Here is a 24,720-nt window from a genome sequence, read left to right as displayed (position 1 = left end):
TTCCGATCCCCGCGACCGGGCGAGGCACGACCGGGGCCCGACGGGAGCCGGGGCGCACCTCCGGACCGGACCGGACCGGACCAGACCGGACCGACCGAATCGGACCGGACCGGATCGAGGAGCGCGCCCCCTACGCCTCTCTCGGCGTCGCCGCCGAGATGTCCGCGCACCTCCGGACCGGACCGACCGAATCGGATCGGACCGGATCGCAGGGCATGCCGGGCGTCGCGAGCCCGGAAGGGACGGCCTACGCCGTCGCCAGCGCCAGCGTCGGCGACAGGCGGGACGCGCGGACCGCCGGGTAGAGGCCCGCGACCGTGCCGATCGCCAGCGTCGCCGCGAAGCCACCGCCCACCGCCCACGGCGGAACCACCCACGGCAGCCCGCCCGTGGACGCGTACACGCCCGTCGCCGCCGCGCCCAGTGCCACACCCGCGAGGCCGCCGAGGCCGGACAGCATCAGGGACTCCGTGACGAACTGGATCCTGATCTGCCCCCGTGTCGCGCCCAGGGACCGCCGCAGGCCGATCTCGTGGCGGCGCTCCAACACCGAGATGATCATGGTGTTGGCGACCCCGACCCCGCCCACCAACAGCGCGATCCCGCCCAGCCCGAGCAACAGCGTCGAGAACGCCCCCTCGGTCGCCGCCTTCGCCTTGAGTGCCGCCGACGGATCGCCGACGGACACGTTCTGCGGGTTCTGCGGGTCGATCGTCGGGGCCAGGAGCCGCTGGACGTCCCGTACGGACGCGTCCGTGGACCGCTCGTACACCGTCGTCGGATGCCCGTCGAAGCCGAGCAGCGGCCCCGCCCCCTCCCAGCCCACGAGCGCCGAGCGTTCGATCTCGGGGGCGAGCGGAAGCGGGGCGAGGACCCCGATGACGGTGAAGTACCGGTCGTCGATCCACACCTGCTGGCCGGGCCGGGTGATGCCCAGCCGGTCGGCCGCGACATGGCCCAGCACCACGGACGGGTAGCGCCCGTTGGCCGCGTTCAGCCACGTCCCGGACGCCATGCCGCCGCGCAGGACGTCGAGCAGTCCCTCCGTCGCCGCCTTCACCGAGATCCCGCCGGTCTCGCCCTCCGGGATCTTCTCCGAGCGGCGTACCGAGCTCCTGAGGTCGCCGGTCCCGGCCGCCTCCTCGACCCCCGCGATACGGCCGACCATGCCGACCGCGTCCTTGGGCAGTTTGACCTCCTGCCCGCTGAACATCCCCTCGCCGACCTCGGCGACCAGCATGTTCGTCCCCAACGCGTCGAGCTGCCGCAGCAGCTGCGCCTGACTGGAGGCGGAGATGCCCACGACCGCGATCATCGTGGCGATGCCGATCGCGATGCCGAGTGCGGACAGCACGACCCGGACGGGCCGGCTCCGCAGCCCGGCCGAGCCGACATGGAGCACGTCGCGCGGCCCGAGCCGGGCCGCGGAGAGCTTCGTACGCGTACGGGACATCAGACCGCCCCTTCCGCGCCGTTGGATCCCGGTGCCGTGTCGGTGCCGGAGCGTCCGTCGGCGGATCGATGTGCCGTGGCCGTGCCGGAGCGTCCGCCGCCGGACCCGGGGGCCGTGTCCGCGGTCACCAGTCGGCTGCCGCCCCCGTGCCCCGTGTCTCCCACCACGCGCCCGTCCCTCACCCGTACCTGACGGGGCAGCCGGCTCGCGATCTCGCCGTCGTGGGTGATCACCGCGATCGTCGCGCCCTCCGCGTTCAGGTCGTGCAGCAGCGTCATCACGGCCTCTCCCGACGCCGAGTCGAGCGCGCCCGTCGGTTCGTCGGCGAGCAGCAGGGCCGGTTCGCCCACCACGGCGCGGGCGATGGCGACCCGCTGCTTCTGCCCGCCCGACAGCTCGTGCGGCCGGTGTCTCATCCGGTCGGCGAGACCCACCCGGGCCAGGGCGTCGGCGGCCAGCTTCCGGCGACGGGTCCGGGGCAGGCCGGAGTAGAGCAGCCCCTCCGCCACGTTCTCCAGCGCGCCCACGCCCGGCACCAGGTGGAACGCCTGGAAGACGAAGCCGATCCGGCGCGCCCGCAGCGCCGACAGCCTGCGGTCCGTCAGCGAGGCGACGTCGTGCCCGGCGATGTGGACCGTCCCGGCGGTGGGCCGGTCCAGGGTGCCGACGATGTGCAGCAGCGTCGACTTGCCGGAGCCGGAGGGCCCGACGATGCCGAGCAACTCCCCTTCCTCGATGGTGAGGTCGACGCCGTCGAGGGCCCGGACGCCGCCCGCGTACTCCTTGGTGACCCCGGAGAGCCGTACGACCGTGGTCATGCGGACGGCACCCCGACCTTCATGCCCTCGCGCAGCCCGCCACCGCCGACCTCGACCCGGCCCTGCCCGAACATGCCGAGTTCGACCTCCACCTCGCGGGCCGTCCCGTTCTCCACGACCTGGACCCCGAAGCCGCCGCCGGGCAGCGCGAGCAGCGCGTTGACGGGCACGGACAGGACGTCCCGGCGGGTCTCGCCGGTGAGTTCGACGGTGACCGGGGACTGGTCGACGCCCTTGACCTTCGCCGGGTCGTCGAAGGAGACCGTGACGGGGATCTTCGGGGTCCTGTCCTGCGGGTCGTCACCGGCCTTGGCGGTCCTCCCGACCGCCGACACCTTCCCCGGCAGCTCCGTGCCGTCCGGCAGCAGGACCCTCACCCGGGTGCCGGTCTTGGCCGACGCGGCCTCCGCGACCGGAATCTCGAAGGTCACGACCCGCTCGGAGCCGGTCACGGTGAGCACCGGACCGCCCGGTGCGACCCGGTCACCGGGCGCCGCGCCCGCCTCCTTCACCCGTACCGCGCTGCCGGCGAAGGCGATCTGCTCCGGGCCCACCGTGCCGGTCTGCCTCAGCTCGTGGGACTTCTGCCAGCGCTTGACGGCGGCCGCGGTCTTCGCCGTGTACTCCTCGTCGACGTCGAAGCCGGTGTACCCGAGGGCGGCGAGGTTCTCCTCCAGTTGGTGGACGTCCTTGCCCTTGTCGCCGGTCTTGAGCGTGCGGTACATGGGTTCGGCGCCGTACATCAGCCGGACCGGGCCGCCCTCGACCTCGTACAGCCGCCCGTCCCGCCCGACGACCGAGCCGGCGCCCGCGACCCAGGTGAGGATTCCGGCCGGTCCCGCGTTGATCTTCCGCTCGCCGAGGTGGCCGAGGGTGCCGTCCTGCTGGGAGCTGTTGCCCAGATCGCCGCGGGTGACGGGAGCGGTGGCCTTCGGCAGTCCCTGGGAGCCGGCCGCGACCTCGGGCCTGTCGGGGGCGGTCAGCGCGGTGACGGCGGCCCCGCCGCCCGCGACCGCGACGATCGCCACCAGGGCGACGACGAGCCTGCGCCGGCTCATCGGGCCACGCCCTCGCACGCCTTGGCCGCCTTGTCGAACTTCTGCTTCTCGGCGCCCTGCGGTATCGGCAGCGCGGCCTGCGCGCCGCCGTCGAACTTCGGGTCGGGCATGTCGAAGCCGTTCTCGCGCATGCACTTCGCGTACGCCAGCGCCTTGTCCTTGTCGGCCTGCGTGGGCTCCTTGCCGAGGCCGGCGCCGCCGCCCTTGCCCTGGCACGCCTTGAACGCCTTCTCCATCTTCTCCTTCGACATGCCGTCGCCGCCGATGGTCAGCCCGACGCCCTGCTCGCCCGGCTTGGGCTCGGGCACGTCGAGGCCCTGCTCGCGCAGACACTTGCGGTGCTCGAACGCCTGGTCGGCCTTCTTGCCCTCCTCGTTCGCCGCGGGGGCGTCGGTCCCGCCGGAGCAGGCGGCCGTGAAGAGGGAGAGGGCGGCGAACACGGCCGCGACGGCCGGCCAGGTCTTCCGTGAAGTCGTCATGGGCGGGAGCGTGCCGCGAAGGGATGTTTCGCTTCTCTCAGCGGATGGGTTAACACCGACGAAAGGTCCCCTTCGGATACACAGGGGCCATGCGCGTACTGGTGGTGGAGGACGAGGCGTTTCTCGCCGAGATGATCGCCGAGGGACTGCGCCGCGACGCGCTCGCCGTGGACGTCGCGGCCGACGGCCTCGAAGCGCTGCGGAAACTGCGGCTGGGCGAGTACGACGTCCTCGTCCTGGACCGCGACCTGCCCGGGATGCACGGCGACGAGGTGTGCCGGCGGGTGGTCGAGCAGCGGCTGATGACCCGGGTGCTGATGCTGACGGCGGCGGGGACGGTACGGGACCGGGTCGAGGGTCTCGGCCTCGGCGCCGACGACTACCTGACCAAGCCCTTCGCGTACGACGAGCTGCTCGCCCGCGTGCTGGCGCTGGGCCGCCGTGCCAGGCCCGCGCTGCCTCCGGTGCTGGAGCGGGCCGGGATCGAGCTCGACACCGCCCGTCGCCAGGCGAGCCGGGACGGGCGCCATCTCCAGCTGTCGCGGAAGGAGTTCGCGGTCCTGGAGGCGCTGCTGCGCGCCGAGGGGGCGGTGGTGAGCGGCGAGGACCTGATCGAGCAGGTCTGGGAGGAGCACACGAGCTACCGCACGAACGCGGTACGGGTGACGCTGAGCAAGCTGCGGGCGAAGCTGGGGGAGCCGCCGGTGGTGGAGACGGTGCCCGGCGCGGGCTACCGGATCTCGTCATGAGGCGGGTGGTGACGGGGGAGCGGTTCCGGCTGACGGCCCTGTACGGCGGGCTTCTGCTGCTGGCGGGCGGGCTGCTCACGGGTGTGGTCTATCTGCTGGTGAAGGACGGGCTGTACTCCTCGATCAGCCTCGCGATCACGCACGCGGTGCCCGCGCGGCGGCTCGCGGACCTGCCGACGGCGTACCCGACGGACTATGCGAGCGCCGTGCCGGCGAGCCCCGCTCCGACGGTGCCGGGCCAGATCGCTCCCGAGACGCTCACGGTGGCCCGGACGGTCAGCGACGCGGCGGAGTCGGCGGCACTGGAACGGCTCCTGACGGTCTCGCTGCTCGTCCTCGCCGGGTACGCGCTCCTCTCGGTCGTGCTGGCCTGGTGGATGGCGGGCCGGGTGCTCCGGCCGGTGGCCGTGATCACCGAGACGGCGCGGCGGCTGTCGGGCGAGAACCTGCACGAGAGGATCGCGCTGGAGGGGCCGCCGGGCGAGCTGAAGCGGCTGGCCGACACCTTCGACGGGATGCTCGGCCGGATGGAACGGCTGGTCTCGGCGCAGCAGCGGTTCGCGGCGAACGCGGCGCACGAGCTGCGGACGCCGGTCGCGGTGCAGCGGGCCGCGGCGGAGATCGGCCTCGCGGGGGAGCCGTCCCCGGAGCGGGTCGCCCGGATCAGGGAGAAGCTGATCGAGGTCGCGGACGACAGTGAACGGATCATCGAGGGGCTGCTGTTGCTGGCCGCCTCCGACCAGGGGCTGAGGGAGCGGCGCCGGGTGAGGGTGGACGAGGTGGCCCGCGAGGCGGTGGAGGCGCTGACGGCGGAGGCAGCGGAGCGTGGGGTGACGGTCACGGTCCGGGCCCGGCCGCTGACGGTCGACGGCGACGCGGTGCTGCTGGACCGGCTGGTCCACAACCTGGTCGTGAACGGCGTACGCCACAACGTCCCCGACGGCCGCGTGGAGATCCGTACGGGGCCCGGTGGCATCGAGGTGACGAACACCGGCCCCGAGGTCCCGCCGGAGACGGTCCCGCTCCTCTTCGAGCCGTTCCGCCGCCTGACGGCCCGCACCCAGGCCCCCGGCGAGGGAGCGGGCCTGGGCCTGTCGATCGTGGACGCGATCGCCCGCGCCCACGGCGCCACGACGGAGGCGTTCCCGAACACCGAGGGCGGCGGCCTGACGGTCCGGGTCCGCTTCGCGGCACGGGCCTGATCCCGGACCGGGTGGCCGGCCGTCGCCGGCCCGTCAGCCGGCGTCGCGCAGGCGGCGACCGATCGCGATGTCGTCCTCCAGCGCGCTGAGCCGCGGCGGGGTCCTGGACGCGTCCAGGACCACCACGTGAAGCCGGTCGCCCGCCGCCGGGGGCGATGCCTCCCGCGACCACCACGACGGGTGCTTGGCCTGGTCGATGAAGCCCTCCTCGCCTTCGGGGCCCTCGATCCTCACCCGCGATCCCACCCTCGCCACCCCGACGATCACCACGTCGAACTCCTCGTGATCCCTGACCATCTCGTCACCTCTCGCCGCCGTACGGAAATCCGTGTCCTTCACGACCGGTTCGTCGAGCCGGTCCAGGCCGGTGCCGTCACGACCCGTTCGTCGAGCCGGTCCGGCCGGTGCCCTCAGCCCCGGGAGTCTCGCGCCTCCGCCGTGCGGCGGAGGCCGTTCGTCGCAGCGGGCGACGTGCCGCCGACGGCCCACGGCCAGCATGGACGCCATGACGACGACCGCACCCCTCGACGCCCCCGCCCCCGCCCCCGTCTGGGCCCGGCGCGCCGCCCATGCCGTGGCGCTCTGCGCCCTCCCGTCCGGTCTGTGGCGGGTCGCCATGGCGTCCGGGATCTACGTGGGCTACAGCGACCAGGTGCTGCGCGAGGTCTTCGACATCCCGGGCTGGGGCGTCGCGTACGTCGTCGGCCTCTCCGTCGTCGTCGAGGTGGCCGCGCTGTTCCCGCTGCTGCTCGTCGGCGACCGGTGGCGGCCGCTGTCTCCCCGCACCCTCGCCTCGGTGTCCTGGACCGTCTCGGGCTGCCTGGTCGTGCTGGCGCTGTGGCAGCTCGTGGTCGCGTTCACCGTGGAGAGCCGGACGTACATGGAGAGCGGTGCGGCGCAGACCGTCTGGTGGTTCGTCTTCGCCCCGCTCTTCGCCGTCCCGTTCCTGATGACCGCGGTGACCTGGTCGTACGCGAAGCGCCACCGGGCACGCCCGCGGGTCTGACCGGTAGGGGCGTTCGCGGCGCCGGCGGGCCGCCGTTCAGTCCCGGATCCAGTTCTCCTCCATCAGATCCGTCGCGGCACGGGTGTGCCGGACGCGGAACACCGACGTCCGCACCCGGCGGCGCCGCCACGGGCGATGCGGTCCGAGGATCAGCTCCCCGAGCCCGCCCCAGTAGGTCGAGGTGGGGTCGGACGGGTCGTAGTCGACGTCGGCCTCCTTCGCGGTCCCCGACGTCACCCCGCAGGCGTCCAGAACGGCCCGCGGGTCGCCGTCCAGCGTCCACATCGACGCGTCGTCCTCGCAGGGCCAGCCCTCGGAGTGCACGAGTGCGAAGCCGGGGACCACCCATGCCGCCTCCTCGTGGGTCTCACCGCGGTGGACCGAGGCCCCGCCGACGATCTTGGCTCCGGGGAAGCGTTCCGCCAGCTGCCCGACCTGTTCCAGAACCGGCCACGAGTTTCCGTCGTCCGCCAGCGAGGGATCCGAGATGCCGATCACGTTCCCCCACACCCCGACCCTGATCCACTCCAGGTCGGCGCGTGTCTGCAGCGCGAATCCGTCGCTGATGTTGCGTTCCCCGTGGTACTCCAGCACCTCGTCGACCGTCCCGAACGACGAGGCGAACTCCCTGGCCCGTTCGGGGTCGTTGGGGGGCCACTCCTGGGAACGGTCCGGAAACGGTGGCAGCACGATCGTGACCGTGTAGTCGCCCGACCCCCGCACCTCGGCCTGCGGCGGGCACGTCCAAAAGCTGTTCTCCGTCATGTTCGTCACCGTAGCGCCACAAACACTCGACTCAATCTCCGTGCCTTCACGGCGAGTTGGACCCTAGGCTGCCTCAGCCGGTGTCAACGACCAACGGGGGCCACTGACCCGGCCCATCCATCCTGGGCCCCCCAGGAGAACTCGACGTGAACCATTTAATACATCGGCCACGACGGCGCGCCTGGACCCGCGGCGCCCTCGCCCTGGCGTGTGCGTCCGTCATGGCGCTGGTGGGCCTTCCCGCGCTCGACAGCGCGGAGGCCGCGCCGGCGCCGCTCAAGCCCGGCAAGCGCTGCGACGAGCTGTTCGGCCTCAAGGGCACGCCCACGAAGGCCCTTCCTGGCGGTGACGCCTCGCGGATCAAGGACCTGTGGGACCAGTACGAGTACGTGAACCCCGGTATGGAGTTCGACGGGCTCAACCCCACCCAGAAGCAGCTGGACGAGGCGGGGACGGACTACAAGAAGTACCCGCACAGCGACCCGAGGCGTATCTACGCCCGGTTCAACGCCCAGAAGCGGTGGAAGAACTTCGACGAGTATCTGACCAAGCAGTACATCCCCAACCAGGGCAACGACCCGCGCGGGGAGGCTTTCGAGAAGAAGGTCGTCAAGGACATGGGCCTCACCGGCCCGGACTGGATCTGCCAGAAGGAGGTGTACTTCACCGATCCCGAGACCGGTGAGCGTCACAAGCGGGTTCTCGACGCGTACAACAAGAAGACCCGCGAGATCGTCGAGATGAAGTCCAACGGCAAGCCGGACGCGTCCCAGACCCGCGCCGACAAGGCCTGGGCCCGCCACAAGGGCTGGAGTTCGTACAAGTACACCTTCGTCTTCGGCGAGAAGCAGGAGAGCGAAGCCCGCAAGTTCCTGACCGAGATGAAGTCGGCCGCGGGCAAGGACGCGCTGGGCCGTGAGCGGGTGCGGTCGTACAACTTCCACTCCGACCACAAGCCGCAGGCGCCCAAGGGCACGGAGAACGGCCAGTACCGGCGCAACGACCAGTTCATGTCCAACGGCGCGGGCAAGAACACCGGCTCCCGCGGTGGCGGCAACAACCTCATCAAGCAGTCGCCGCCCACCCCGCAGACCCTGAAGGAGCAGCTCGACCGGATCAGGGCGGGCGACCCGCAGGGCCGGATGCCCAAGGGGCCCGGTGGCATCGACTTCTCCACCCTGGACCTGCGCTTCATCGGCAAGCCCGTCAAGGGCGAGGGCCTGAACTACGCGTTCGCCGCGAAGCAGGTCGGCGACGAGTACGCGGCCGGGTGGGGCGGCCAGGAGAAGGCCCAGCTCATCTCGGACTCGTTCTTCACCTGGCTCGCGCTGACGCCGGAGAAGTTCTGGGTCAACCTCAACCCGGACCAGCCCGAGCTGATCATGGACCCCGCGTTCGGCAGGACCGACGCCGGCCGGGTGCTGCTGGAGGCCGACCTGGAGATGAAGCGCGACTTCGCCGACGCCATGAACCCGAAGAAGCGGCCCGAGGCCGACCGGTACTGGAAGTCGATGCCGCGCAACTCCCAGGGCGTCCCCTGCTGGTTCCAGGTCCGCAACTGGATCGAGCCGAAGACCGCCGTGGTGCGCGAGGAGGACGGCGGCATCCACATCCTGGACACGCCGCTCGCGGTCAAGTCGCAGTACCTGAAGATCAACAACGTGCCCCCGGGCTCGTACCTCTGCGACTTCGACGAGGCCGAGAAGAAGTGGGCCGAGCGTCAGGTCAACACGCTGATCACGCCCGAGGTCGAGAAGCGGGTCAACGAGGACCCGCGCTACGCCGACCTGCGCCGCGTCTACACCGCCCGCGTCGCCGCCGAGTTCGTCCGGCAGCAGGACGCGCAGGCTCCGACCGACTACCGCAACGTCATCAACAGCAACGACGTGAAGCGGTGGCCGCTGCGGGGCGACAACAAGGACTGGACGCGGGAGAAGACCTACCAGGCGTACCTGAAGTCGCTGCGCGACGGTGAGGCGAGCTGGGAGCACGACGCCGGCGGCGGTCCGTACACCTACAGCGTCGGCGGAGTGGACTTCTCCAAGCAGCCGAAGCAGAACATGAACCCGGTGCGCTTCCGCGCCGAGCACCGCTACAAGCCGCGCACCACGCAGTTCGCCGTCGGGCAGATGACCGACGACGCGGACAAGGAGGGCTACGTGATGCTCGGCGGCAACACCGCCGGCAAGTCGACCGGTGGCGGCGATCCGACCCCGGACCCGACGCCGACGGACGAGCCGACGGACAAGCCGACCGACGACCCGTCGACCCCCGCGCCGTCCACGCCTCCGACCGGTGACGGTGACGGCACGACCCCGCCGGGCCGGACCCCCGAAGGCGATCTCGCCGACACCGGCTCCGACACGCCGGTCGGCCTCATCGCCGGTGTCGCCGCGGCCCTCGCGGCCGCCGGTGCGGCGCTGATCTGGTTCAAGCGCCGGCGCAGGAGCACCGGAGACTGACAGGTCGCCCTCGGGCGGCACGACAGCGGCCCCGCACCCACGCCATGGGTGCGGGGCCGCCGCTGTCGGAAGGGGGGTGCACCGGCACCCCAAGGGCTGCTAAGTTAGGCAAGCCTAACCTAAGGAGTTCCTGATGGCCTTCGCCAAGGCGCGCCGCAACGGACCCACCGACGCCGAGCGGATCCGCTCCGTCATCGCCGCCGCCGGCTCCCTGAGCCTCACGACGGACGGCAACAGCTACGACCTGGTGGCGATGCACGACGTCGACGGTTCCGGCCGGCTGGCGCTGCACGCCCCGGCGGACAGCCCGCTGGCGGCCGAGGCGGCCTGCGCTCCCCGCGGAGCCCTCTCCGCGCTGCTGGAGTTCACGGACATCGCCCCGATCGCGGTCCGCGACCGCGTCAGGGCGCGCGTCACCCTCGCGGGGCGGCTCACGCCGTCGCCGCTGCAGACGTCACCCGGGGTGCTCGTGCTCCGGCTCGACGTGGCGCGGGCGAGCATCCAGCGGGGCGCGCTCGTGGAGCACATCGGTCCGGAGGAGCTGGAGCGTGCCGCGCCCGACGTGCTGGCGGTGGCCGAGGCCGCGATGCTGACGCACCTGGAAGAGGGGCACCGGGACGTCGTCGACCGGCTGGCCCGGCTGGCCGACCCGGAGCTCCCGCACACCGCCGCCCGCGTCGCGCCCCTCGCGCTGGACCGCCACGGCATCACCCTCCGCTGCGAGTACGCCCACGGCGTCGCCGATCTCCGGATCGCGTTCAGGACTCCGGTGAAGGACGTGGACGAGGTCGGCCGGCAGGTCGAGATCCTGCTGCGCCGCGCCGTGGCCGCACCCTCCGGTAAGCGCGCAGGCCGCGAGGACGCGGGCTCCTAGTGCCGGTAGAAGATCCGGTCGCGGTACTCCGCCATCACCCGGCCGTTCCACTCGTGGCCGCCGTCGACGTTCCCCGAGCGCAGCAGCGGAGGCTCGATGCCGAGCCGCACCATCTCCTCGGCCGCGGCGGCCATCGTGGCCTGCATCAGGGCGCTCGTGACGACCGTCGAGGCGGGCGCGAAGGGGGCCTCGACGCCCTCGTGGGTGAGCTCGGCGTCGCCGACGGCGATGCGCGAGTCGAGGACGACGTCGCAGTGGTCCTTGAGATACGTCCCCGAGACGTGCCGGGACTTCGTCTCCGTCGCGTACGCCACCGAGGTGACGCCGATCACCGTCAGGCCCAGGGCGCGCGCGTTCATCGCCATCTCGACGGGCAGGGCGTTGCGGCCCGAGAGCGAGATGATGATCAGTACGTCGCCGGCCTTGGCGGGCGAGGAGTCGAGCACCGCCCCCGCGAGGCCGTCCACCCGCTCCAGGGCCGAGCCGAGTGTCGCCGGCATGACGTCGACGCCGACCACCCCGGGCACGGCCAGCAGGTTCATCAGCGCCAGTCCGCCCGCCCGGTAGACGACGTCCTGGGCGGCCAGCGAGGAGTGCCCCGCGCCGAAGGCGAACAGGCGGCCTCCGCCGGCCACGGACTCGGCGATCGCGGCTCCGGCTGCGGCGATCTCCTCGGCATCCTCGTCGCGGACCTGCTGCAGCAGGCCGATCGCGGCGTCGAAGAACCGTCCGGCCAGCTTGGACTCGCGCGCGCTGTCGCCCATTCCCGAAGCTCCTTGTCGTCGTGTCGCGGATCACGGTGCGGTCTGGACCATTGCTCTGTCAATACCGCCTTTCCCCGGCGCGGCACGGTTGTCTGTGGCATGCGTCAGAATTGGGGCAGGGCCAGCGCACAACTCATCGAGGGGCACGTATGTCCGGACTGATCGACACAACGGAGATGTATCTCCGCACCATCCTCGAGCTGGAGGAGGAAGGTGTGGTCCCCATGCGCGCCCGGATCGCCGAGCGGCTCGACCAGAGCGGCCCCACGGTGAGCCAGACGGTGGCCCGTATGGAGCGCGACGGTCTGGTGACGGTCGCCGGCGACCGTCACCTGGAGCTGACGGACGAGGGCCGCCGACTCGCCACGCGCGTGATGCGCAAGCACCGGCTCGCCGAGTGCCTGCTCGTCGACGTGATCGGCCTGGAGTGGGAGCAGGTCCACGCCGAGGCCTGCCGCTGGGAGCACGTGATGAGCGAGGCCGTGGAGCGGCGCGTCCTGGAGCTGCTGCGGCACCCGACCGAGTCGCCGTACGGCAACCCGATCCCGGGTCTCGAGGAGCTGGGCGAGAAGGCCGAGGCGGAGTCCTTCCTGGACGACTCCATGGTCTCGCTGGCCGATCTGGACGCGGGCCAGGAGGGCAAGACGGTGATCGTCCGGCGGATCGGCGAGCCGATCCAGACGGACGCCCAGCTGATGTACACGCTGCGGCGCGCGGGCGTGCAGCCCGGTTCCGTGGTGAGCGTGACGGAGTCGGCGGGCGGTGTTCTCGTCGGCAGCAGCGGCGAGGCGGCCGAGCTGGACGCCGACGTCGCCGCGCACGTCTTCGTGGCGAAGCGCTAAGGCCCTTCCTCCCGATCGCCGGGCCTCCCGGCGGCGCCGTTCACCGGCCGAAGCCCCTGCTCGGGCCCCGGGAAGCACCCCTCCCGCTTTCCCTGGGCCCGTTTTACGGCGGAATCACCACGCCCGCACCCTCGGCGTGCCACGCTGGGGGGAGCCGTACGGCCGGGGAGGGATGTGGCGATGACGAAGGCGTCCGGGGCGGTGTGCGAAGAGACAGAGGGCCCCGGCGCCCATGGGCGCCGGGGCCTGTCCTCCCCTGTGCTGACCCGGAGCCCCGAGCTCCCAGGGTCATTCCCCACGGACCGTTTTCCCCGAGCGGTCCGCCTCCCGCTGAAGATCTCCCCTCGGCGGCGCCCGTCAATCCTTGAGCCCCGTCACTCGAACGAGGGGTGTTACGTGGCAGAACCGCATTTTCGAATAAGGGTTCGATAGTCTGGCGGTGCTCGACACGCTCGATGGAAAGAGGGGGTGCCAGGGAACATGGTGCGACGTCTCGACGTCACCGGGGCCGACGGCGTACGCCTGGCTGCCTGGGAGTTCACGGAAGAGCGGGTGGAGACGGCCGGGTCCGGCGTCTTACTCCTGCACGGTCTCATGGGGCGCGCCTCCCACTGGGCGCCCACCGCCCGCTGGCTCGCCGACCGTCATCGGGCCGTCGCGCTCGACCAGCGCGGACACGGCCGCAGCGAGAAGCCGGCCACCGGCCCCTTCACCCGCGAGGCGTACGTCGCCGACGCGGCCGCGGCCGTCGAGCAGCTCGGCCTCGGGCCGGTCACCCTCATCGGCCACTCCATGGGCGCCCTCACCGCCTGGCAGCTCGCCGCCGAGCGCCCCGATCTCGTCCGCGCCCTGGTCATCTGCGACATGCGGGCCTCGGCCCTCGGGGCCGCCTCGCAGCGGGAGTGGCAGGACTGGTTCCGCCGCTGGCCGGCCCCCTTCGCCTCGCTCGACGCCGTACGGAAGTGGTTCGGCGACGAGGACCCCTGGGTCGAGCGGCCGAACCCCGCTCGCGGCGAGTTCTTCGCGGAGGTGATGGCCGAGCGCCCCGACGGCTGGTACCCGGTCTTCGACCCCGCCCAGATGCTGACCTCCCGCGAGACCTGGGTCCACGACGCCCACTGGGACTCGCTCGCCCAGGTCCGCTGCCCGACCCTCGTCGTCCGCGGCCTGGACGGCGAGTTGGGCCGCGCCGAGGCCCAGGAGATGGTCCGTGTCCTGCCCCGCGGGGCGTACGCGGAGATCCCCGACGCCGGCCACCTCCTCCACTACGACCAGCCGGAAGCCTGGCGCACGGCGATCGAGCCCTTCCTCAACGGTGTCCTGACGTCCTGACAGCCGGACTCAGCGCGGCGGGACCACCCCGTCGTACACGTTGTCCGGTGTCACGATGCCGGTGATCGCCCGGGCGACCGGCGTGCTCGGCTCCTGGCCACCCTGCGTGGTGATGTCGGTGTTGAGCATGAGCACCAGGGTCGCCTTCTGCGAGGGCAGATAGACGGTCACGGTCTCGTAGCCGGGGATGGAGCCGTTGTGCCCGATCCAGCCACTGGCGTCGAAGATGCCGAGACCGTAACTGGTGCCGGGGAAGCCCGTCGGCAGGGTCGTGAGCCGCTCGGCCTGGGTCTTCGGGCTGAGCAGCTCCCCGGTCGCGACGATCTTCGCCCAGCGGCGCAGGTCCTCCAGATTCGAGATCATCGCCCCCGCCGACCAGGCCCAACTGGGGTTCCAGTCGGTGGAGTCGGTGACCTCGCCGCTCAGCGTCTGGTCGGTGTACCCGCGCGGATGCGGCTCCGGGAACTCCGAGCCCTCCGGGAGCAGGGTGTGGCGCAGCCCGGCCGGGCGGAGCACCCGCTTGTCGAGGAAGTCGACGAGACGGCGACCGCTGACCTTCTCGACCACGAGGCCGAGGAGGACGAGGTTGCTGTTGGAGTACTGGAACTGCGCCCCCGGCTCGAAGGTGTTCTTGTGCCGGTAGCCGTAGGCGAGCGTCTCGTACGGGGTGAACGAGCGCTGCGGGTCGCTCAGGAGGTCCTTGGTGAAGTCCGGGTCGGAGGTGTACGGGAAGAGACCGCTGCGCATCTCGGCGAGGTGGCGCAGTGTGATCTTGTGCCCGTTGGGCACACCGCGGATGTAGTCGTCGATCGGGTCGTCCAGCCGCACCTTGCCGTCGTCGACGAGCTTCAGGAGCGCGGTGACCGTGAAGGTCTTGGTCTCGCTGCCGATCCGCACGTAGCCGCCGGTGCTCATCGGCTCGCCCGTGACCTTGTCGGCGACGCCGAACGCGCGGACGTAGCTGCCCTTCCCCGGCATCCACAGCCCGGCGACGAGCCCCGGGATGCCGGCCTGCTTGCGGACGTCCTCGATGGTCTTGTCGAGGCGAGCGGTCAGGTCGGGGCCGAGACCGCCGGGCGGGCAGTCCTCCCCGCCGTGGTGGGTGAGGGCGGCGGGGACGGCCGTGGCGGGAGTGGTGGCCACCGGGGCCAGTACGGACGCCACGAGCAGCGCGGCGGCGAAGAGTCGGCGGGCGGGGGTACGTCGCATGTCGGGGGCGCCTCTTCCGGTTCAGGATCGGGAACGCCAACGAGACCCCCGCGACGCCTCGGTGCGCCCCTTCCCCGCCGCCCGGCCCCGGTGAGTCCACTCGTTCGGACCCGGCGGAGCCCGACGCGTCACCCGGGGTGCGACCGGGCCGCCAACCCCCGTCGCAGGCACTCGCTCAGCCGGGTGGCGATCGTTCCGTCGAGGTCGAGTCGCGGGTTGAAGATCGTGACGTCGAACCCGACGGCACCCTCGTGCGCCAGTGCGGTCCGCAGGACGTCCTCCAGTTCGGCCCAGCTCAGCCCGCCCGGCTGGCGGTAGTCCACGGCGGGCATGACCGCGTCGTCCAGGACGTCGACGTCGAGATGGATCCAGAACCCGTCGCCCAGGGTCAGCCGGCCCAGGACCTGGCGGACCGCCTCGGCGGCTCCGAGCGCGCGCACGTCGTCCAGGTCGAGCGCGCACAGCCGCAGGGGCAGGGGCTGCATCCCCGCCGCGGCGGACTCGACGGCGTCCCGGAACCCGAACGCGACGACGTCCTCGTCCCGGACGAGCGGCCCCCGCCCTTCGAGGTCGGCGAGCAGCCGGGGGCCCCGGCCGGTGGCCAGCGCGAGCTCCATCGACGCGACCTCGCCGGTCGGCTCGGCGGACGGCTGGTAGAAGTCGGTGTGCCCGTCGAGGAACAGCAGTCCGTACCGGCCGCGGCGGCGCAGGGCGAGGAGGTTGCCGAGCAGGATGCTGCAGTCGCCGCCGAGGACGACGGGAAAGCGCCCCGAGCCGAGAACCTCGCCGACGGCGTCCGCCAGCCGTACGGAGTACTCCGCGATGCCGCCGGGATTGAGCACACCGGTCTCGGCGTCCCGCTTCGGGTCGTACACGGGCGCCTCGACGCGGTCGGCCCGCACCATTCCGTCGAGCAGGGCCGCCGGCAGGTCCTGAACACCGGACGGCCGCAGCCCGAGCACGGACGGCGCTTCGATGATCACCGGTTCTGGGCGGCCGGGAAGTGGCATATGTCCATGGTGCCCCAGACGGCCCGCGGGGAGGCGGAGGGACGCCTCGCGGGTCCGCCGTCTGCGGACCGGGGACTCCGGGACAGCCGCGACGGTCCGCCTCAGGCGGGCCTGCGCCCGACGGAGATGTGCTTCGCGGAGTCCTGGGTGAACGGCGTCCGTCCCGGTCGGCGACGCGACGTTCCCGCTCCAGCCCGGCGAGTCGTGCCATCAGGTCGCTGCTCGTCACGGGCGGCCCATCAGCCGGGCGCCGAGGCGCGGTGCCGACGCGGTTGCGCTCGCCCGGAGTGCGGCGTCTCCCCTCCTCGCCCACGTCGCGGGCTTGTCCGGTGAAGTGTCCGTGCGGAGCGGAGAGTTCGCGCGATCGGCCGTGGCCGGCTAGCGGGTGAGTGTCAGGACGAGGAAGAGGCCGAGCAGGACCAGGCCGACCGCTGCCGAGCCGAGCGTGAGGACATGCCTGATCCGCTGTGGTGAGAGGTACGGGAAGACCTCGATCTCGGCGGTCCGCCCCGGGAAGACGTAGAAGACGCGGTCCGGATCGGCGGGCACCTCGACGCGGGCCAGCGGCAGATGCCGCAGGACCACCCGCCTGGCGACCTCGCCGTCCCGCCTGGCGAGCCGGGGAGTGAGGGCCGCGACGTGTGCGGGATCCAGATCGGCGGGCAGTTTCCCGCCCTCGTCGAGGACGGCCTCGGCCCACCGGCCGGCGCCCTCCGCCCGCTGCCGTACGAGGACCGGCGGCCGCTGCTCGGGCATCCTCACCGGCTCCTTGTCGCCGCGGCGCTCGACGACCGCCCCGGTCCAGGTGGTGAGGCTGCCGGTGCCCCCGCACGCCGCGTGCTCGACCGTCCCCTTCCCTCCGCAGTCCTCGCAGGTGACGGAGCCCTTTCCCGCGCAGTCGGGGCACTTCGCGGTCCCGCGCCCCAAGCACGCGGGGCAGGCCGCCGCCGGCTTGTCGCAGCGCACGCAGTCGACGCGCTCGTCGGAGGTCCGCGCGCCGCGGTTCGCTGGGGGCCGCCCCTGGGGGCGGCCCGTGCCATGGCACCGGACACAGGGGTCGGTGCCACTGCAGGCCGTGCACGGCCTGGTCGGCTCGCACCGGCGCCGCTTGCTTCCCTGGCACAGCTGACAGCGCCATCTGCCGTTGCCGCAGGCGCACGTCCGCTGCCGCACCGAGCCACGGCGCACCAGCTCCAGCGTCTCGCGCGCGGCCGGGTCGGACGGCGGGGGGATGTCGTGCCCCGCCAGATCGGTGTACTCGGGGAGGTCGGAGAGGTCGACCCTGCCCGGCTTCTCCCGGGGCGCCTCGGAGCGCGTCTCCAGGGAGCGGACGACCTCGCCGTCGAGGATCGAGTGCCAGGTGATCCGTGCGGCGCCGGGGGCGCTGAGGGAGGTCTGTGTGCCACGACCGGACAGATGGAGTTCGACTGCGCGGAGTATGTCGTCGTCGGGGAGCCGTCCGGGTGTGACCTCGGCCAAGGTGTTCTCCCTGTCGATGGTTCGCGAGAGGCGACCTTCGCAGGATAGGAGGCTCCCCGTGGGCCATCAAGAACCCCGCGAGGGCCGCTCCTTGGGCGGAACGACGAGGAGGGCGGCGCCGGAGCGTCCGTCCGGCCGACCCGAAGGGATCGGCAGAACGGACGGTCGCGACGGACGCGCGGTCGGCGGGTTCAGGCGCGGCAGCGCAGCATCTCCAGCGGCGGGTGCGCGAGCAGGTCCGCCCAGAACTCCTCGCCGTACTCACGGATGCCGGCTTCGGACACCGTCAGCGGAACCCACTCCACCTCGCCGAAGCCGGCCGCCGCCAGACACCGCTCGTAGACCTCGCGGCGCGGGGCGGCGGCGACGATGCTGATCGGCTGCGGGTCGAGGAGAGCCGTCACCCGCACCCGCGGACCCGTCTCGATCTCCTCGTCGAGCCGCTCGCAGAGGAATCCGTACGTGTCCAGGGAGGCGCAGTCGAAGGCGTAGTCGGGCTTCTGCGCGAAGACGAAGAACTCCCCGCCCGGGACCAGGCTCCGGTGGATGTTGCGGCACATCCGCTCCATCGCCGCGATGTCCTCGGCGTAGTTGAGGCACTGCACCGCGAGCGCGATGTCGAACTGCCGGTCGAGGGACTCCAGTTCCTCGACGGCGCCGACCTCGTACCGCACGCCCAGCGGATCGCGCTTCTCGATCTCCCGCGCGGCGGCGATCATCTCGACGGAGATGTCGACGCCGAAGACGTCCGTCGCGCCGCGCCGCTTGAACTCCCGGCTGTAGAAGCCGGTGCCGCAGGCGAGGTCGAGCACCGACCTGCCGCTCACGTCCCCGACCATGCCCAGGAAGCTCGGCACCTCCCCGAACCGCGTCAGCGGCAGTGCCTTGAACCCTTCGAACGCCTCGCCGATCCCGTCGTACTGCTGCACGCTCACGTGCCGCCCCCTCGTGTCGATCCGGTTCGTACGCGGCCACGCCGGAGCTCCGGCGGACCAGTGCCGATGAGTCTCCTCCGAGAAGATCGACAGCCCGTACTGGCAGATGCACCAAAGAAGTCGACCGACTGAGCCCCGGATCGCCCAAGGCCCCCGGCCGCGACGCCCTGTGCCGCCGGGTGTCGGATGCCGGACGCCGAAGCCGAACGCCGGGCGCCGGGCGCCGGGCCGCTCGACGACACCGGCCGACGCCGGGCCCGGGGTGAGCGGGCTCGCGACGTCGGCCGGTGGACGGACCGAGGGGTCAGAACGTGAAGACCGAGCTCCGGGCCATGCCGACGTTCATCTCGCAGGCGTTGCCGTACGTCGCCGTCCAGCTGATCCGCTTGCCCTCCCACACGCCGTCGCCGGTGAGGGTGACCGGGTCCCAGATCTTCGTACAGGGGCTGTTGCTCCAGGCCACGGTCAGTTCGGCGATGTCGCCGTCCACCGCGCTGAGGTCGGCGCAGGCCAGTTCGGGCGCGGGGTGGGTGCCGCTCGGCGTGGGGGCGCAGTTGAGGGTGACCGCCCTGGCGACCGTCGCCGTCGCCGCGTCCTCACCCCTGCCGATCGCGAGCACCAGCGCCGACGGCGGGTAGAGCGCGGCCGGCGCGGTGGTCGAGGGAGCGGGCTCGGCCTGGGCGGGGCTCGCCGCGACGCCGATGAGGGCGAGGCCGCTGGTGAGAGCGGTGGTGAGAGCGGTGTTGCGGAGGACGTAACGCACGGGGGTGTCCCTTCGAGGCGGGTGCTTCGTGATTGCGCGCCGGAGTCTTGCCGATGCGGAGGGTGATCGCCAATCACCCGCCGCTTTCCGGCCGTACCCCCCGTGCGGCACCCGACCGACCGATCGTTCAGGCAGCTCGGGAGGGGTGCGACGGGCCGCCGAGAGCCGCCGCCGGCGACTCTTCGCCGCAGTGGTACAAGCACGAACGACCCTTTGACCTGCGGTGATTCGGAATTGGTTCGGCGTTGGAGCACACGCGAAGGGTCCTGTTCGACTGGAAGACCTCCAGTCGAACAGGACCCGTGTCCGCTGTTCGCGCTCTCAGCGCGCGGTGTATCGCTCGTACTCCACGGGCGGCTCGGCGAGTTCGGGACGCTCCAGGTGGGAGAAGTCGCCGAAGACCCGGCCCATCGCCCAGTGCCACGCGCTGTCGTGGAAGACGAGGTCCCGGTACGGCCTGTCCGGGGGCTTGTACGCGTAGAACTCCACCGCCTCCGCCCCGGCCTGCGCCTTCGTGCGGCCCCCGTACCGGTGCAGCACCCAGGCGAAGCCGCGGCGCTCGGACGCCAGGTAGGAGACGTACTCCTCCTCGTCCATGGACCGCTCGTAGGACCCCGTCACTTGCTCACGGCCGCGAGGATCTCCGGCAGCCGCCGTGCCGTCCGGGGCGCCGCGACCTTCAGGCCGGCCCAGGCGAGCAGGGCGCCGTACAGCGTGCCGCCCGGGAGCAGGATCCACAGCAAGGACTCCTGGTCCGTCACGTTCAGGTAGATCGTCAACCCGATGACCGGGCCGCACAGCAGGGTGCCCGCGATCATCCCGCCGAAGATCGACATCCAGGCCAGACCGCCCTGCCCCGGAGCGACGTTCTTGTACGCGCTGTCCTGGGGGATCGAGTACGCGAACATCGCCGAGGTCACCGCGCCCGTCCCCAGCATCGCGCCGAGCAGGGCGAGGGCCAGACCGAGCGCGTCCGGGAGCGAGGACCAGTCACCGAGGACCGCCGCGGTCGCCGTCGTCACGAGGACCGTGAACGGCAGCGTGACCAGCAGCAGGGCCAGGGCCCGCGCCCGCAGCTCGGCGTACGCGTCCGCCGGCGTCGAGATCGTCTGCGCGACCATCCAGAACGCCGAGGTGTCCTGCCCGAACTGGTTGTACATCTGGATGCCCAGCATCCCCGAGGCGAAGCACGCGAAGTAGATCGAGCCCGTGCCCTGCAGGGCGTTGAACATCGGCACGATCGCCCCGACCGCGAGCGAGGAGATCCACGCGCCCTTCGTCTTCGGGTCACGCCAGATGTAGCGCAGGCTGCGCTCCATCACCGTGCCCGTGCGCCCGCCCGGCAGCATCCGCCCCAGCAGGCCCGTACCGGCACGGTCCCGGTCCTGCGGGGACGCCGCGCCGATCGTCGAACCGTCGGGCGTCGTCATCAGCTGCACCAGGCTCCGCTGCCACCAGTACAGCAGCGCCCCCAGCACCAGCACCGTCAGCAGCAGTTGGGCCGCGGCCACCGCGTAGTCGCCCTCGCTCGCCGAATCCACCGCGGCGATCGCCGACGACGGAGGCAGCCAGCTCACGACCGCGGCCGCCGGTTCGAGGGAGGACAGCCCCCCGGCCCGGCTCAGCCGCTGCGCGCCGAAGTTCACCACCTGCATGCCGACCGCGATCATCAGACCGCTGAAGATCGCCAGGTCGCGGCCCTTGCGCGAGGTCAGCAGCCGTACGTTGGCGGCGGCGACCGCGCGCGACAGCGCCACGCACACCACGACCACCAGTGGCACCGCGAGCACCGCGGCCGCCACGCCCGCCACTCCGTGTGCCAGGGCGAGGGCGCCGCCCAGCGCTATGCAGAGCGTGAACAGGGGACCGCCACCCACCAGTGAGGCCACCAGCAGCGCGCGCACCAGCGGCCGGGGCCGCAGCGGAAGCATCACGAGCCGCGACGGGTCGAGCGTCTCGTCCCCGCTGGGCACGAACAGCGGCATCACGGTCCACGACAGCGCGAGCACCGCCGTCAGCAGCACCACGATCACATCGGTGTCCGCGCTGCCCCGCATCAGAACGAACGCGAGCAGCATCGCCGCCGCGAAGAGGACCGTGATCACGATCGAGATGACGTACGCGGCGGTACGGCCCGCCGACTGCCGCAGTCCGTTGCGCAGCAGCGACAGCTTGAGCCGGACGAAGACCGACGTCAGGGAGGCGGGGGCCGGGGCGACAGCGGTCATCGGGCGGTACCGCCGCCCAGCCAGTCGAGGGAGTCGCCGGCGGCCTCGCGCCCGTTCGCCCCCACCAGCTCCAGGAACGCGGCCTGCAGCGAGGGCGCTTCGCCCCGTACCTGCGCCAACGGGCCCTGGGCCCGGATCTGTCCGGCGGCCATCACCGCGACCCAGTCGCACAGCGACTCCACCAGCTCCATGACGTGGCTGGAGAAGACGACGGTCGCGCCCGAGCCGGTGTACCGCTCCAGCACCCCCCGGATGGTCTGCGCGGACACCGGGTCGACGCCCTCGAACGGCTCGTCGAGGAAGAGCACCTCGGGGTTGTGCAGCAGCGCCGCGGCCAGCCCGATCTTCTTGCGCATGCCGGTCGAGTAGTCGACGACCAGCTTGTTCTGCGCCCCGGCGAGGTCCAGGACGTCGAGCAGCTGGGCGGCCCGCTTGTCCACCTCGGCACCGGGCAGCCCCCGCAGCCGCCCGCTGTACGCGAGGAGTTCCCGTCCCGACAGCCGCTCGAAGAGGCGCAGCCCCTCCGGCAGGATGCCGATCCGGGCCTTGACCTCGGCCACCGACTCGGGGTCGCGCCAGACGTCGTGACCGGCGACCAGGATGCGCCCGGCGTCGGGCCGCAGCAGGCCGGTGATCATGGAGAGCGTGGTGGTCTTGCCGGCGCCGTTGGGCCCGACCAGGCCGATGAACTTGCCCGCGGGCAGCACGAGGTCGATGCCGTTCACCGCGATCTGCTGGCCGAAGCGCTTCCACAGCCCCTCGACACGAACGGCGGGCACCGCACCCGTTCCCGGTGCGCTGCCCGCCTGTTCGAACACTCCGTCAAATGCCTGGTCAGGCATGTTGTGTCAACCCCTTGGTCGTCCCCGTAATGACGAGCACACCATAAGGGGAACCCGCTACGGCCGACGTGCCCTGGCCGCCGCCGCCTCCCGGCCGCAGGCGTAGGCGAGCGGACTGATCAACTCCTCGGCGTCCGGCAGCCAGCGGTTCGCCGGGGTGGGCCGCCGCGCCCACTGCACGGCCCCGGATCCGCCGACCCGGGTGGGCGGCGCCGCGACGTAGTGGCCCTCGCCCCGGGTGACCAGGTCGATCGAGGCGGGGGCCCAGCCCAGCTTGCGGACGAGGTCCGGCACCTTGGTGGCGGCGCCGGGCAGGACGAAGAAGAGCATCCGGCGATCGGGGGTGCAGGTCACCGGGCCGAGCGTGAGCTCCATGCGCTCCATCCGGGCCAGCGCGAGGAAGCCGGCCGACTCCGGGACGTCGATCGCGTCGAAGGTGCGGCCGGTCGGCAGCAGGATCGACGCCTTGGGCTGCTTCGACCACATGCGTCGCGCCCCGACGGCGCTGCCGGTCGCCTGTGTCGACCAGTCGGGCCTGGCCGGGTGGGCGCCGGGGGTGGCGCAGCTCTCCACCCCGCAGGAGCAGCGCTCCCTGCCCTCCACGGCTTCCAGCCAGGTCCCGGGGAACACGTCCCAGTGCCGCTCTTCCGCATACCGCACGGCGCAGTCCAGCAGCAGCTCGCCTCGCTGCTTGGGGATGTGTGCGGCTTCCGTGACTCCGATGGTCTCTTCCACGGTGAGCACAACTCCCGCCGTCACCTGGGGTTACGGGCGCGGTGAAGAGCGGTGTGGAGCATCGATCCTGCATACGGGGCGCATGGGTGCATGAGTGGGGGCGCGCGTGGGCCCGGGAAGCGGTGGGTGGGTAGCCCCCATCGGGGGGTGTCGCCCGGGGTTCTGTACGACTGGGTGATGCGTCCGGTTTCGCGTGTTCACATCGGCATTGACCGGATATCCGTCGGGCAGTGATCAGTTCTCGGATCGCTCTCCGGCCTCAGGGGGTACTCATGGCAGCCAGGCCACTCGTTGCCCGTCAGCCGAACGAACGGCTGCAGGCGCTGATTCAGGAGGCCGCATGCTCCAACGCGGGCCTCGCCCGCAGGGTGAACATGGTCGGGGCCGAACGCGGTCTCGACCTGCGCTACGACAAGACGTCGGTGGCGCGCTGGCTGCGCGGGCAGCAGCCGCGCGGCCGGGCGCCGGGGATCATCGCGGAGGCGCTGGGCCGCAAGCTGGGCCGCACGGTCACCATCGACGAGATCGGCATGGCGAACGGCAAGAACCTGGCCTCCGGCGTCGGGCTGCAGTTCGCGCCGACCGTGCTCGGCGCGATCGAGCAGGTCTGCGAGCTGTGGCGCAGCGACGTGGGGCGCCGGGACTTCCTGTCCGGGTCCACGGTGGCCGCCTCCGCGCTGGTGGAGCCCAGCCGGGACTGGCTGATCACGGGCGCGGACGCGCAGGTGGCCCGGTCGGCCGGGTCGCGGGTGGGGTTCGCGGACGTGGAGGCGGTCCGGGCGATGACCTCCGCGCTGGTCGACCTGGACCGGCGGTTCGGCAGCGGGCACGTCCGGCCGGTCGTGGTGCACTACCTGAACAGCGTGGTGGCGGGGATGCTGTCGGGCTCGTACCGGGAGTCGGTGGGCCGGCAGCTGTTCGCGGCGGTCGCGCGGCTCACCGAGCTGGCCGGGTACATGGCGGTGGACACCGGGCAGCCGGGGCTCGCCCAGCGGTACTACATCCAGGCGCTGCGGCTCGCGCAGGCGGCGGGCGACCGGGGTTACGGCGGCTATGTGCTGGCGGCCTCGATGAGCCACCTCGCCGCGCAGCTCGGCAACCCCCGGGAGATCGCCCAGCTGGCCCGGGCGGCGCAGGAGGGAGCGCGGGGGCGCGTGACACCGCGGGCGGAGGCGATGTTCTACGCGGCCGAGGCCCGGGGGCACGCGCTGCTGGGGGACGCCCACTCCTTCGAGGCGGTCGCGGGCCGGGCCGTACGGGCGCTGGAGCGGGCCGACCCGGAGTCGGGGGACGACCCGGACTGGATCGCCCACTTCGACCACGCGTATCTCGCGGACGAACTGGCCCACTGTCACCGGGACCTGGGCCGTCCGGAGGCGGCCGCCAGGGCCGCGGAGGAGTCGCTGAGCGGCCATCCGCAGACCCGGGCCAGGCGCAGGGCGATCGGTCTGGTGCTGCTCGCCTCCGCGCAGGTGCAGCGGCGCGAGGTGGAACTCGCCTGCCACACGGGCACGCAGGCGCTGGAGCTGCTGGCCACCCTGCGGTCCTCGCGCGGGACGGAGTATCTGGACGACCTCAAGGAGCGACTGGAGCCCTACGCGGGGGAGCCGGCGGTGCGGGAGTTCGGGGCGCGGGTCGACCTGCTCGCGGCCTGACGCCGTGTGACCACGGTCACCGCGCGGGTGGCTCCGTGGGGCGGATCGGCCGCGATGGTG

General features: G+C 72.2%; 24 protein-coding genes. 8 read left to right on the top strand and 16 right to left on the bottom strand.

Annotated features, from left to right (window positions below):
• Positions 1 to 247: 247 nt before the first annotated feature.
• From AB0D99_RS19205 to AB0D99_RS19190, 4 genes are read right to left on the bottom strand one after another with little or no spacing between them, the layout of a single operon-like run.
• Positions 248 to 1,453 carry an ABC transporter permease gene (locus tag AB0D99_RS19205; protein ID WP_362362985.1) on the bottom strand — a complete coding sequence of 402 codons (1,206 nt, stop codon included), beginning with the start codon at positions 1,451 to 1,453 and terminating at the stop codon, positions 248 to 250.
• Complete coding sequence (locus tag AB0D99_RS19200; protein ID WP_362362982.1) at positions 1,453 to 2,271, bottom strand: ABC transporter ATP-binding protein; 819 nt, start codon at positions 2,269 to 2,271, stop codon at positions 1,453 to 1,455. The genes AB0D99_RS19205 and AB0D99_RS19200 overlap by 1 nt, the downstream gene beginning before the upstream one ends.
• Positions 2,268 to 3,329 (bottom strand): peptidoglycan-binding protein, encoded by a 1,062-nt coding sequence (locus AB0D99_RS19195; RefSeq protein ID WP_362362979.1) that lies wholly within the window; start codon positions 3,327 to 3,329, stop codon positions 2,268 to 2,270. The genes AB0D99_RS19200 and AB0D99_RS19195 overlap by 4 nt, the downstream gene beginning before the upstream one ends.
• Positions 3,326 to 3,808: a hypothetical protein gene (locus tag AB0D99_RS19190; protein ID WP_362362976.1), complete on the bottom strand. Its 483-nt coding sequence runs from the start codon at positions 3,806 to 3,808 to the stop codon at positions 3,326 to 3,328. Before AB0D99_RS19190 ends, AB0D99_RS19195 begins: the two co-directional genes overlap by 4 nt.
• A gap of 89 nt (positions 3,809 to 3,897) precedes the next feature.
• Between AB0D99_RS19190 and AB0D99_RS19185 the strand changes: the two genes are divergently transcribed.
• Together AB0D99_RS19185 and AB0D99_RS19180 are read left to right on the top strand one after the other, a co-directional pair.
• Positions 3,898 to 4,557, top strand: coding sequence for a response regulator transcription factor (locus AB0D99_RS19185; protein WP_362362973.1), 660 nt, complete (start codon positions 3,898 to 3,900; stop codon positions 4,555 to 4,557).
• Positions 4,554 to 5,759: an ATP-binding protein gene (locus tag AB0D99_RS19180; protein ID WP_362362970.1), complete on the top strand. Its 1,206-nt coding sequence runs from the start codon at positions 4,554 to 4,556 to the stop codon at positions 5,757 to 5,759. The genes AB0D99_RS19185 and AB0D99_RS19180 overlap by 4 nt, the downstream gene beginning before the upstream one ends.
• 33 nt (positions 5,760 to 5,792) lie before the next feature.
• Here AB0D99_RS19180 and AB0D99_RS19175 read toward each other — a convergent pair whose 3' ends face one another.
• Positions 5,793 to 6,266, bottom strand: a complete 474-nt coding sequence (locus tag AB0D99_RS19175; protein WP_362362967.1) for a hypothetical protein — start codon at positions 6,264 to 6,266, stop codon at positions 5,793 to 5,795.
• Between AB0D99_RS19175 and AB0D99_RS19170 the strand changes: the two genes are divergently transcribed.
• Positions 6,265 to 6,765: a hypothetical protein gene (locus tag AB0D99_RS19170; protein ID WP_362362964.1), complete on the top strand. Its 501-nt coding sequence runs from the start codon at positions 6,265 to 6,267 to the stop codon at positions 6,763 to 6,765. The genes AB0D99_RS19175 and AB0D99_RS19170 overlap by 2 nt on opposite strands.
• Before the next feature lie 36 nt (positions 6,766 to 6,801).
• Here AB0D99_RS19170 and AB0D99_RS19165 read toward each other — a convergent pair whose 3' ends face one another.
• On the bottom strand, positions 6,802 to 7,530 hold the full coding sequence (locus AB0D99_RS19165; protein WP_362362962.1) for a DUF6333 family protein: 729 nt from the start codon (positions 7,528 to 7,530) through the stop codon (positions 6,802 to 6,804).
• Between the two features lie 146 nt (positions 7,531 to 7,676).
• Here AB0D99_RS19165 and AB0D99_RS19160 point away from each other — a divergent pair, with 146 nt between their 5' ends.
• The gene (locus tag AB0D99_RS19160) at positions 7,677 to 9,992 is read left to right on the top strand and encodes an LPXTG cell wall anchor domain-containing protein (RefSeq protein ID WP_362362960.1); all 2,316 of its coding nucleotides are present in this window, start codon (positions 7,677 to 7,679) and stop codon (positions 9,990 to 9,992) included.
• Positions 9,993 to 10,125: 133 nt separating this feature from the next.
• Positions 10,126 to 10,866, top strand: a complete 741-nt coding sequence (locus AB0D99_RS19155; RefSeq protein WP_362362958.1) for a DUF2470 domain-containing protein — start codon at positions 10,126 to 10,128, stop codon at positions 10,864 to 10,866.
• Here AB0D99_RS19155 and AB0D99_RS19150 read toward each other — a convergent pair.
• Positions 10,863 to 11,630, bottom strand: coding sequence for an SIS domain-containing protein (locus tag AB0D99_RS19150; protein WP_362362956.1), 768 nt, complete (start codon positions 11,628 to 11,630; stop codon positions 10,863 to 10,865). The two genes, AB0D99_RS19155 and AB0D99_RS19150, sit on opposite strands and share 4 nt — an antisense overlap.
• Before the next feature lie 149 nt (positions 11,631 to 11,779).
• Between AB0D99_RS19150 and AB0D99_RS19145 the strand changes: the two genes are divergently transcribed.
• Complete coding sequence (locus tag AB0D99_RS19145) at positions 11,780 to 12,472, top strand: metal-dependent transcriptional regulator (protein WP_362362954.1); 693 nt, start codon at positions 11,780 to 11,782, stop codon at positions 12,470 to 12,472.
• A gap of 480 nt (positions 12,473 to 12,952) precedes the next feature.
• Positions 12,953 to 13,804 carry an alpha/beta hydrolase gene (locus AB0D99_RS19140; protein WP_362362952.1) on the top strand — a complete coding sequence of 284 codons (852 nt, stop codon included), beginning with the start codon at positions 12,953 to 12,955 and terminating at the stop codon, positions 13,802 to 13,804.
• 9 nt (positions 13,805 to 13,813) lie between these two features.
• Here AB0D99_RS19140 and AB0D99_RS19135 read toward each other — a convergent pair whose 3' ends face one another.
• From AB0D99_RS19135 to AB0D99_RS19095, 9 genes are all read right to left on the bottom strand, one after another.
• On the bottom strand, positions 13,814 to 15,013 hold the full coding sequence (locus tag AB0D99_RS19135; RefSeq protein ID WP_362362949.1) for a serine hydrolase domain-containing protein: 1,200 nt from the start codon (positions 15,011 to 15,013) through the stop codon (positions 13,814 to 13,816).
• A gap of 128 nt (positions 15,014 to 15,141) precedes the next feature.
• A complete protein-coding gene (locus tag AB0D99_RS19130) occupies positions 15,142 to 16,023 on the bottom strand; it encodes an arginase family protein (RefSeq protein ID WP_362362946.1) in 882 nt (293 codons plus the stop codon).
• Between the two features lie 378 nt (positions 16,024 to 16,401).
• Positions 16,402 to 17,502, bottom strand: a complete 1,101-nt coding sequence (locus AB0D99_RS19125; protein WP_362362943.1) for a hypothetical protein — start codon at positions 17,500 to 17,502, stop codon at positions 16,402 to 16,404.
• A gap of 191 nt (positions 17,503 to 17,693) precedes the next feature.
• On the bottom strand, positions 17,694 to 18,437 hold the full coding sequence (locus AB0D99_RS19120; RefSeq protein WP_362362940.1) for a class I SAM-dependent methyltransferase: 744 nt from the start codon (positions 18,435 to 18,437) through the stop codon (positions 17,694 to 17,696).
• A 304-nt stretch (positions 18,438 to 18,741) separates the two neighbouring features.
• The gene (locus AB0D99_RS19115; RefSeq protein WP_362362937.1) at positions 18,742 to 19,200 is read right to left on the bottom strand and encodes an SSI family serine proteinase inhibitor; all 459 of its coding nucleotides are present in this window, start codon (positions 19,198 to 19,200) and stop codon (positions 18,742 to 18,744) included.
• 321 nt (positions 19,201 to 19,521) lie between these two features.
• Positions 19,522 to 19,797: a hypothetical protein gene (locus tag AB0D99_RS19110; protein ID WP_362362934.1), complete on the bottom strand. Its 276-nt coding sequence runs from the start codon at positions 19,795 to 19,797 to the stop codon at positions 19,522 to 19,524.
• Positions 19,798 to 19,817: 20 nt separating this feature from the next.
• Positions 19,818 to 21,428 carry a transporter gene (locus tag AB0D99_RS19105; RefSeq protein WP_362362931.1) on the bottom strand — a complete coding sequence of 537 codons (1,611 nt, stop codon included), beginning with the start codon at positions 21,426 to 21,428 and terminating at the stop codon, positions 19,818 to 19,820.
• Positions 21,425 to 22,270, bottom strand: coding sequence for an ABC transporter ATP-binding protein (locus AB0D99_RS19100; RefSeq protein WP_362362928.1), 846 nt, complete (start codon positions 22,268 to 22,270; stop codon positions 21,425 to 21,427). The genes AB0D99_RS19105 and AB0D99_RS19100 overlap by 4 nt, the downstream gene beginning before the upstream one ends.
• A gap of 57 nt (positions 22,271 to 22,327) precedes the next feature.
• Positions 22,328 to 23,014 carry a bifunctional DNA primase/polymerase gene (locus AB0D99_RS19095; RefSeq protein ID WP_362362925.1) on the bottom strand — a complete coding sequence of 229 codons (687 nt, stop codon included), beginning with the start codon at positions 23,012 to 23,014 and terminating at the stop codon, positions 22,328 to 22,330.
• Positions 23,015 to 23,277: 263 nt separating this feature from the next.
• Between AB0D99_RS19095 and AB0D99_RS19090 the strand changes: the two genes are divergently transcribed.
• A complete protein-coding gene (locus tag AB0D99_RS19090) occupies positions 23,278 to 24,660 on the top strand; it encodes a transcriptional regulator (RefSeq protein ID WP_362362922.1) in 1,383 nt (460 codons plus the stop codon).
• Positions 24,661 to 24,720: the final 60 nt, after the last annotated feature.

Origin of the sequence: Streptomyces sp. NPDC047971 (assembly GCF_040653355.1) — a bacterium.
In the GTDB taxonomy this organism is placed as follows: domain Bacteria; phylum Actinomycetota; class Actinomycetes; order Streptomycetales; family Streptomycetaceae; genus Streptomyces.
The sequence above is the reverse complement of the archived record's forward strand: the minus strand, read 5'-3'. Positions and strand labels throughout refer to the sequence as shown.

Coding starts and splice junctions, on each gene's coding strand:
- AB0D99_RS19205 (WP_362362985.1), bottom strand. CDS start 1,453: ATGTCCCGTACGCGTACGAAGCTCTCCGCGGCCCGGCTCGGGCCGCGC.
- AB0D99_RS19200 (WP_362362982.1), bottom strand. CDS start 2,271: ATGACCACGGTCGTACGGCTCTCCGGGGTCACCAAGGAGTACGCGGGC.
- AB0D99_RS19195 (WP_362362979.1), bottom strand. CDS start 3,329: ATGAGCCGGCGCAGGCTCGTCGTCGCCCTGGTGGCGATCGTCGCGGTC.
- AB0D99_RS19190 (WP_362362976.1), bottom strand. CDS start 3,808: ATGACGACTTCACGGAAGACCTGGCCGGCCGTCGCGGCCGTGTTCGCC.
- AB0D99_RS19185 (WP_362362973.1), top strand. CDS start 3,898: ATGCGCGTACTGGTGGTGGAGGACGAGGCGTTTCTCGCCGAGATGATC.
- AB0D99_RS19180 (WP_362362970.1), top strand. CDS start 4,554: ATGAGGCGGGTGGTGACGGGGGAGCGGTTCCGGCTGACGGCCCTGTAC.
- AB0D99_RS19170 (WP_362362964.1), top strand. CDS start 6,265: ATGACGACGACCGCACCCCTCGACGCCCCCGCCCCCGCCCCCGTCTGG.
- AB0D99_RS19175 (WP_362362967.1), bottom strand. CDS start 6,266: ATGGCGTCCATGCTGGCCGTGGGCCGTCGGCGGCACGTCGCCCGCTGC.
- AB0D99_RS19165 (WP_362362962.1), bottom strand. CDS start 7,530: ATGACGGAGAACAGCTTTTGGACGTGCCCGCCGCAGGCCGAGGTGCGG.
- AB0D99_RS19155 (WP_362362958.1), top strand. CDS start 10,126: ATGGCCTTCGCCAAGGCGCGCCGCAACGGACCCACCGACGCCGAGCGG.
- AB0D99_RS19150 (WP_362362956.1), bottom strand. CDS start 11,630: ATGGGCGACAGCGCGCGCGAGTCCAAGCTGGCCGGACGGTTCTTCGAC.
- AB0D99_RS19145 (WP_362362954.1), top strand. CDS start 11,780: ATGTCCGGACTGATCGACACAACGGAGATGTATCTCCGCACCATCCTC.
- AB0D99_RS19140 (WP_362362952.1), top strand. CDS start 12,953: ATGGTGCGACGTCTCGACGTCACCGGGGCCGACGGCGTACGCCTGGCT.
- AB0D99_RS19135 (WP_362362949.1), bottom strand. CDS start 15,013: ATGCGACGTACCCCCGCCCGCCGACTCTTCGCCGCCGCGCTGCTCGTG.
- AB0D99_RS19130 (WP_362362946.1), bottom strand. CDS start 16,023: ATGCCACTTCCCGGCCGCCCAGAACCGGTGATCATCGAAGCGCCGTCC.
- AB0D99_RS19110 (WP_362362934.1), bottom strand. CDS start 19,797: ATGGACGAGGAGGAGTACGTCTCCTACCTGGCGTCCGAGCGCCGCGGC.
- AB0D99_RS19105 (WP_362362931.1), bottom strand. CDS start 21,428: ATGACCGCTGTCGCCCCGGCCCCCGCCTCCCTGACGTCGGTCTTCGTC.
- AB0D99_RS19100 (WP_362362928.1), bottom strand. CDS start 22,270: ATGCCTGACCAGGCATTTGACGGAGTGTTCGAACAGGCGGGCAGCGCA.
- AB0D99_RS19090 (WP_362362922.1), top strand. CDS start 23,278: ATGGCAGCCAGGCCACTCGTTGCCCGTCAGCCGAACGAACGGCTGCAG.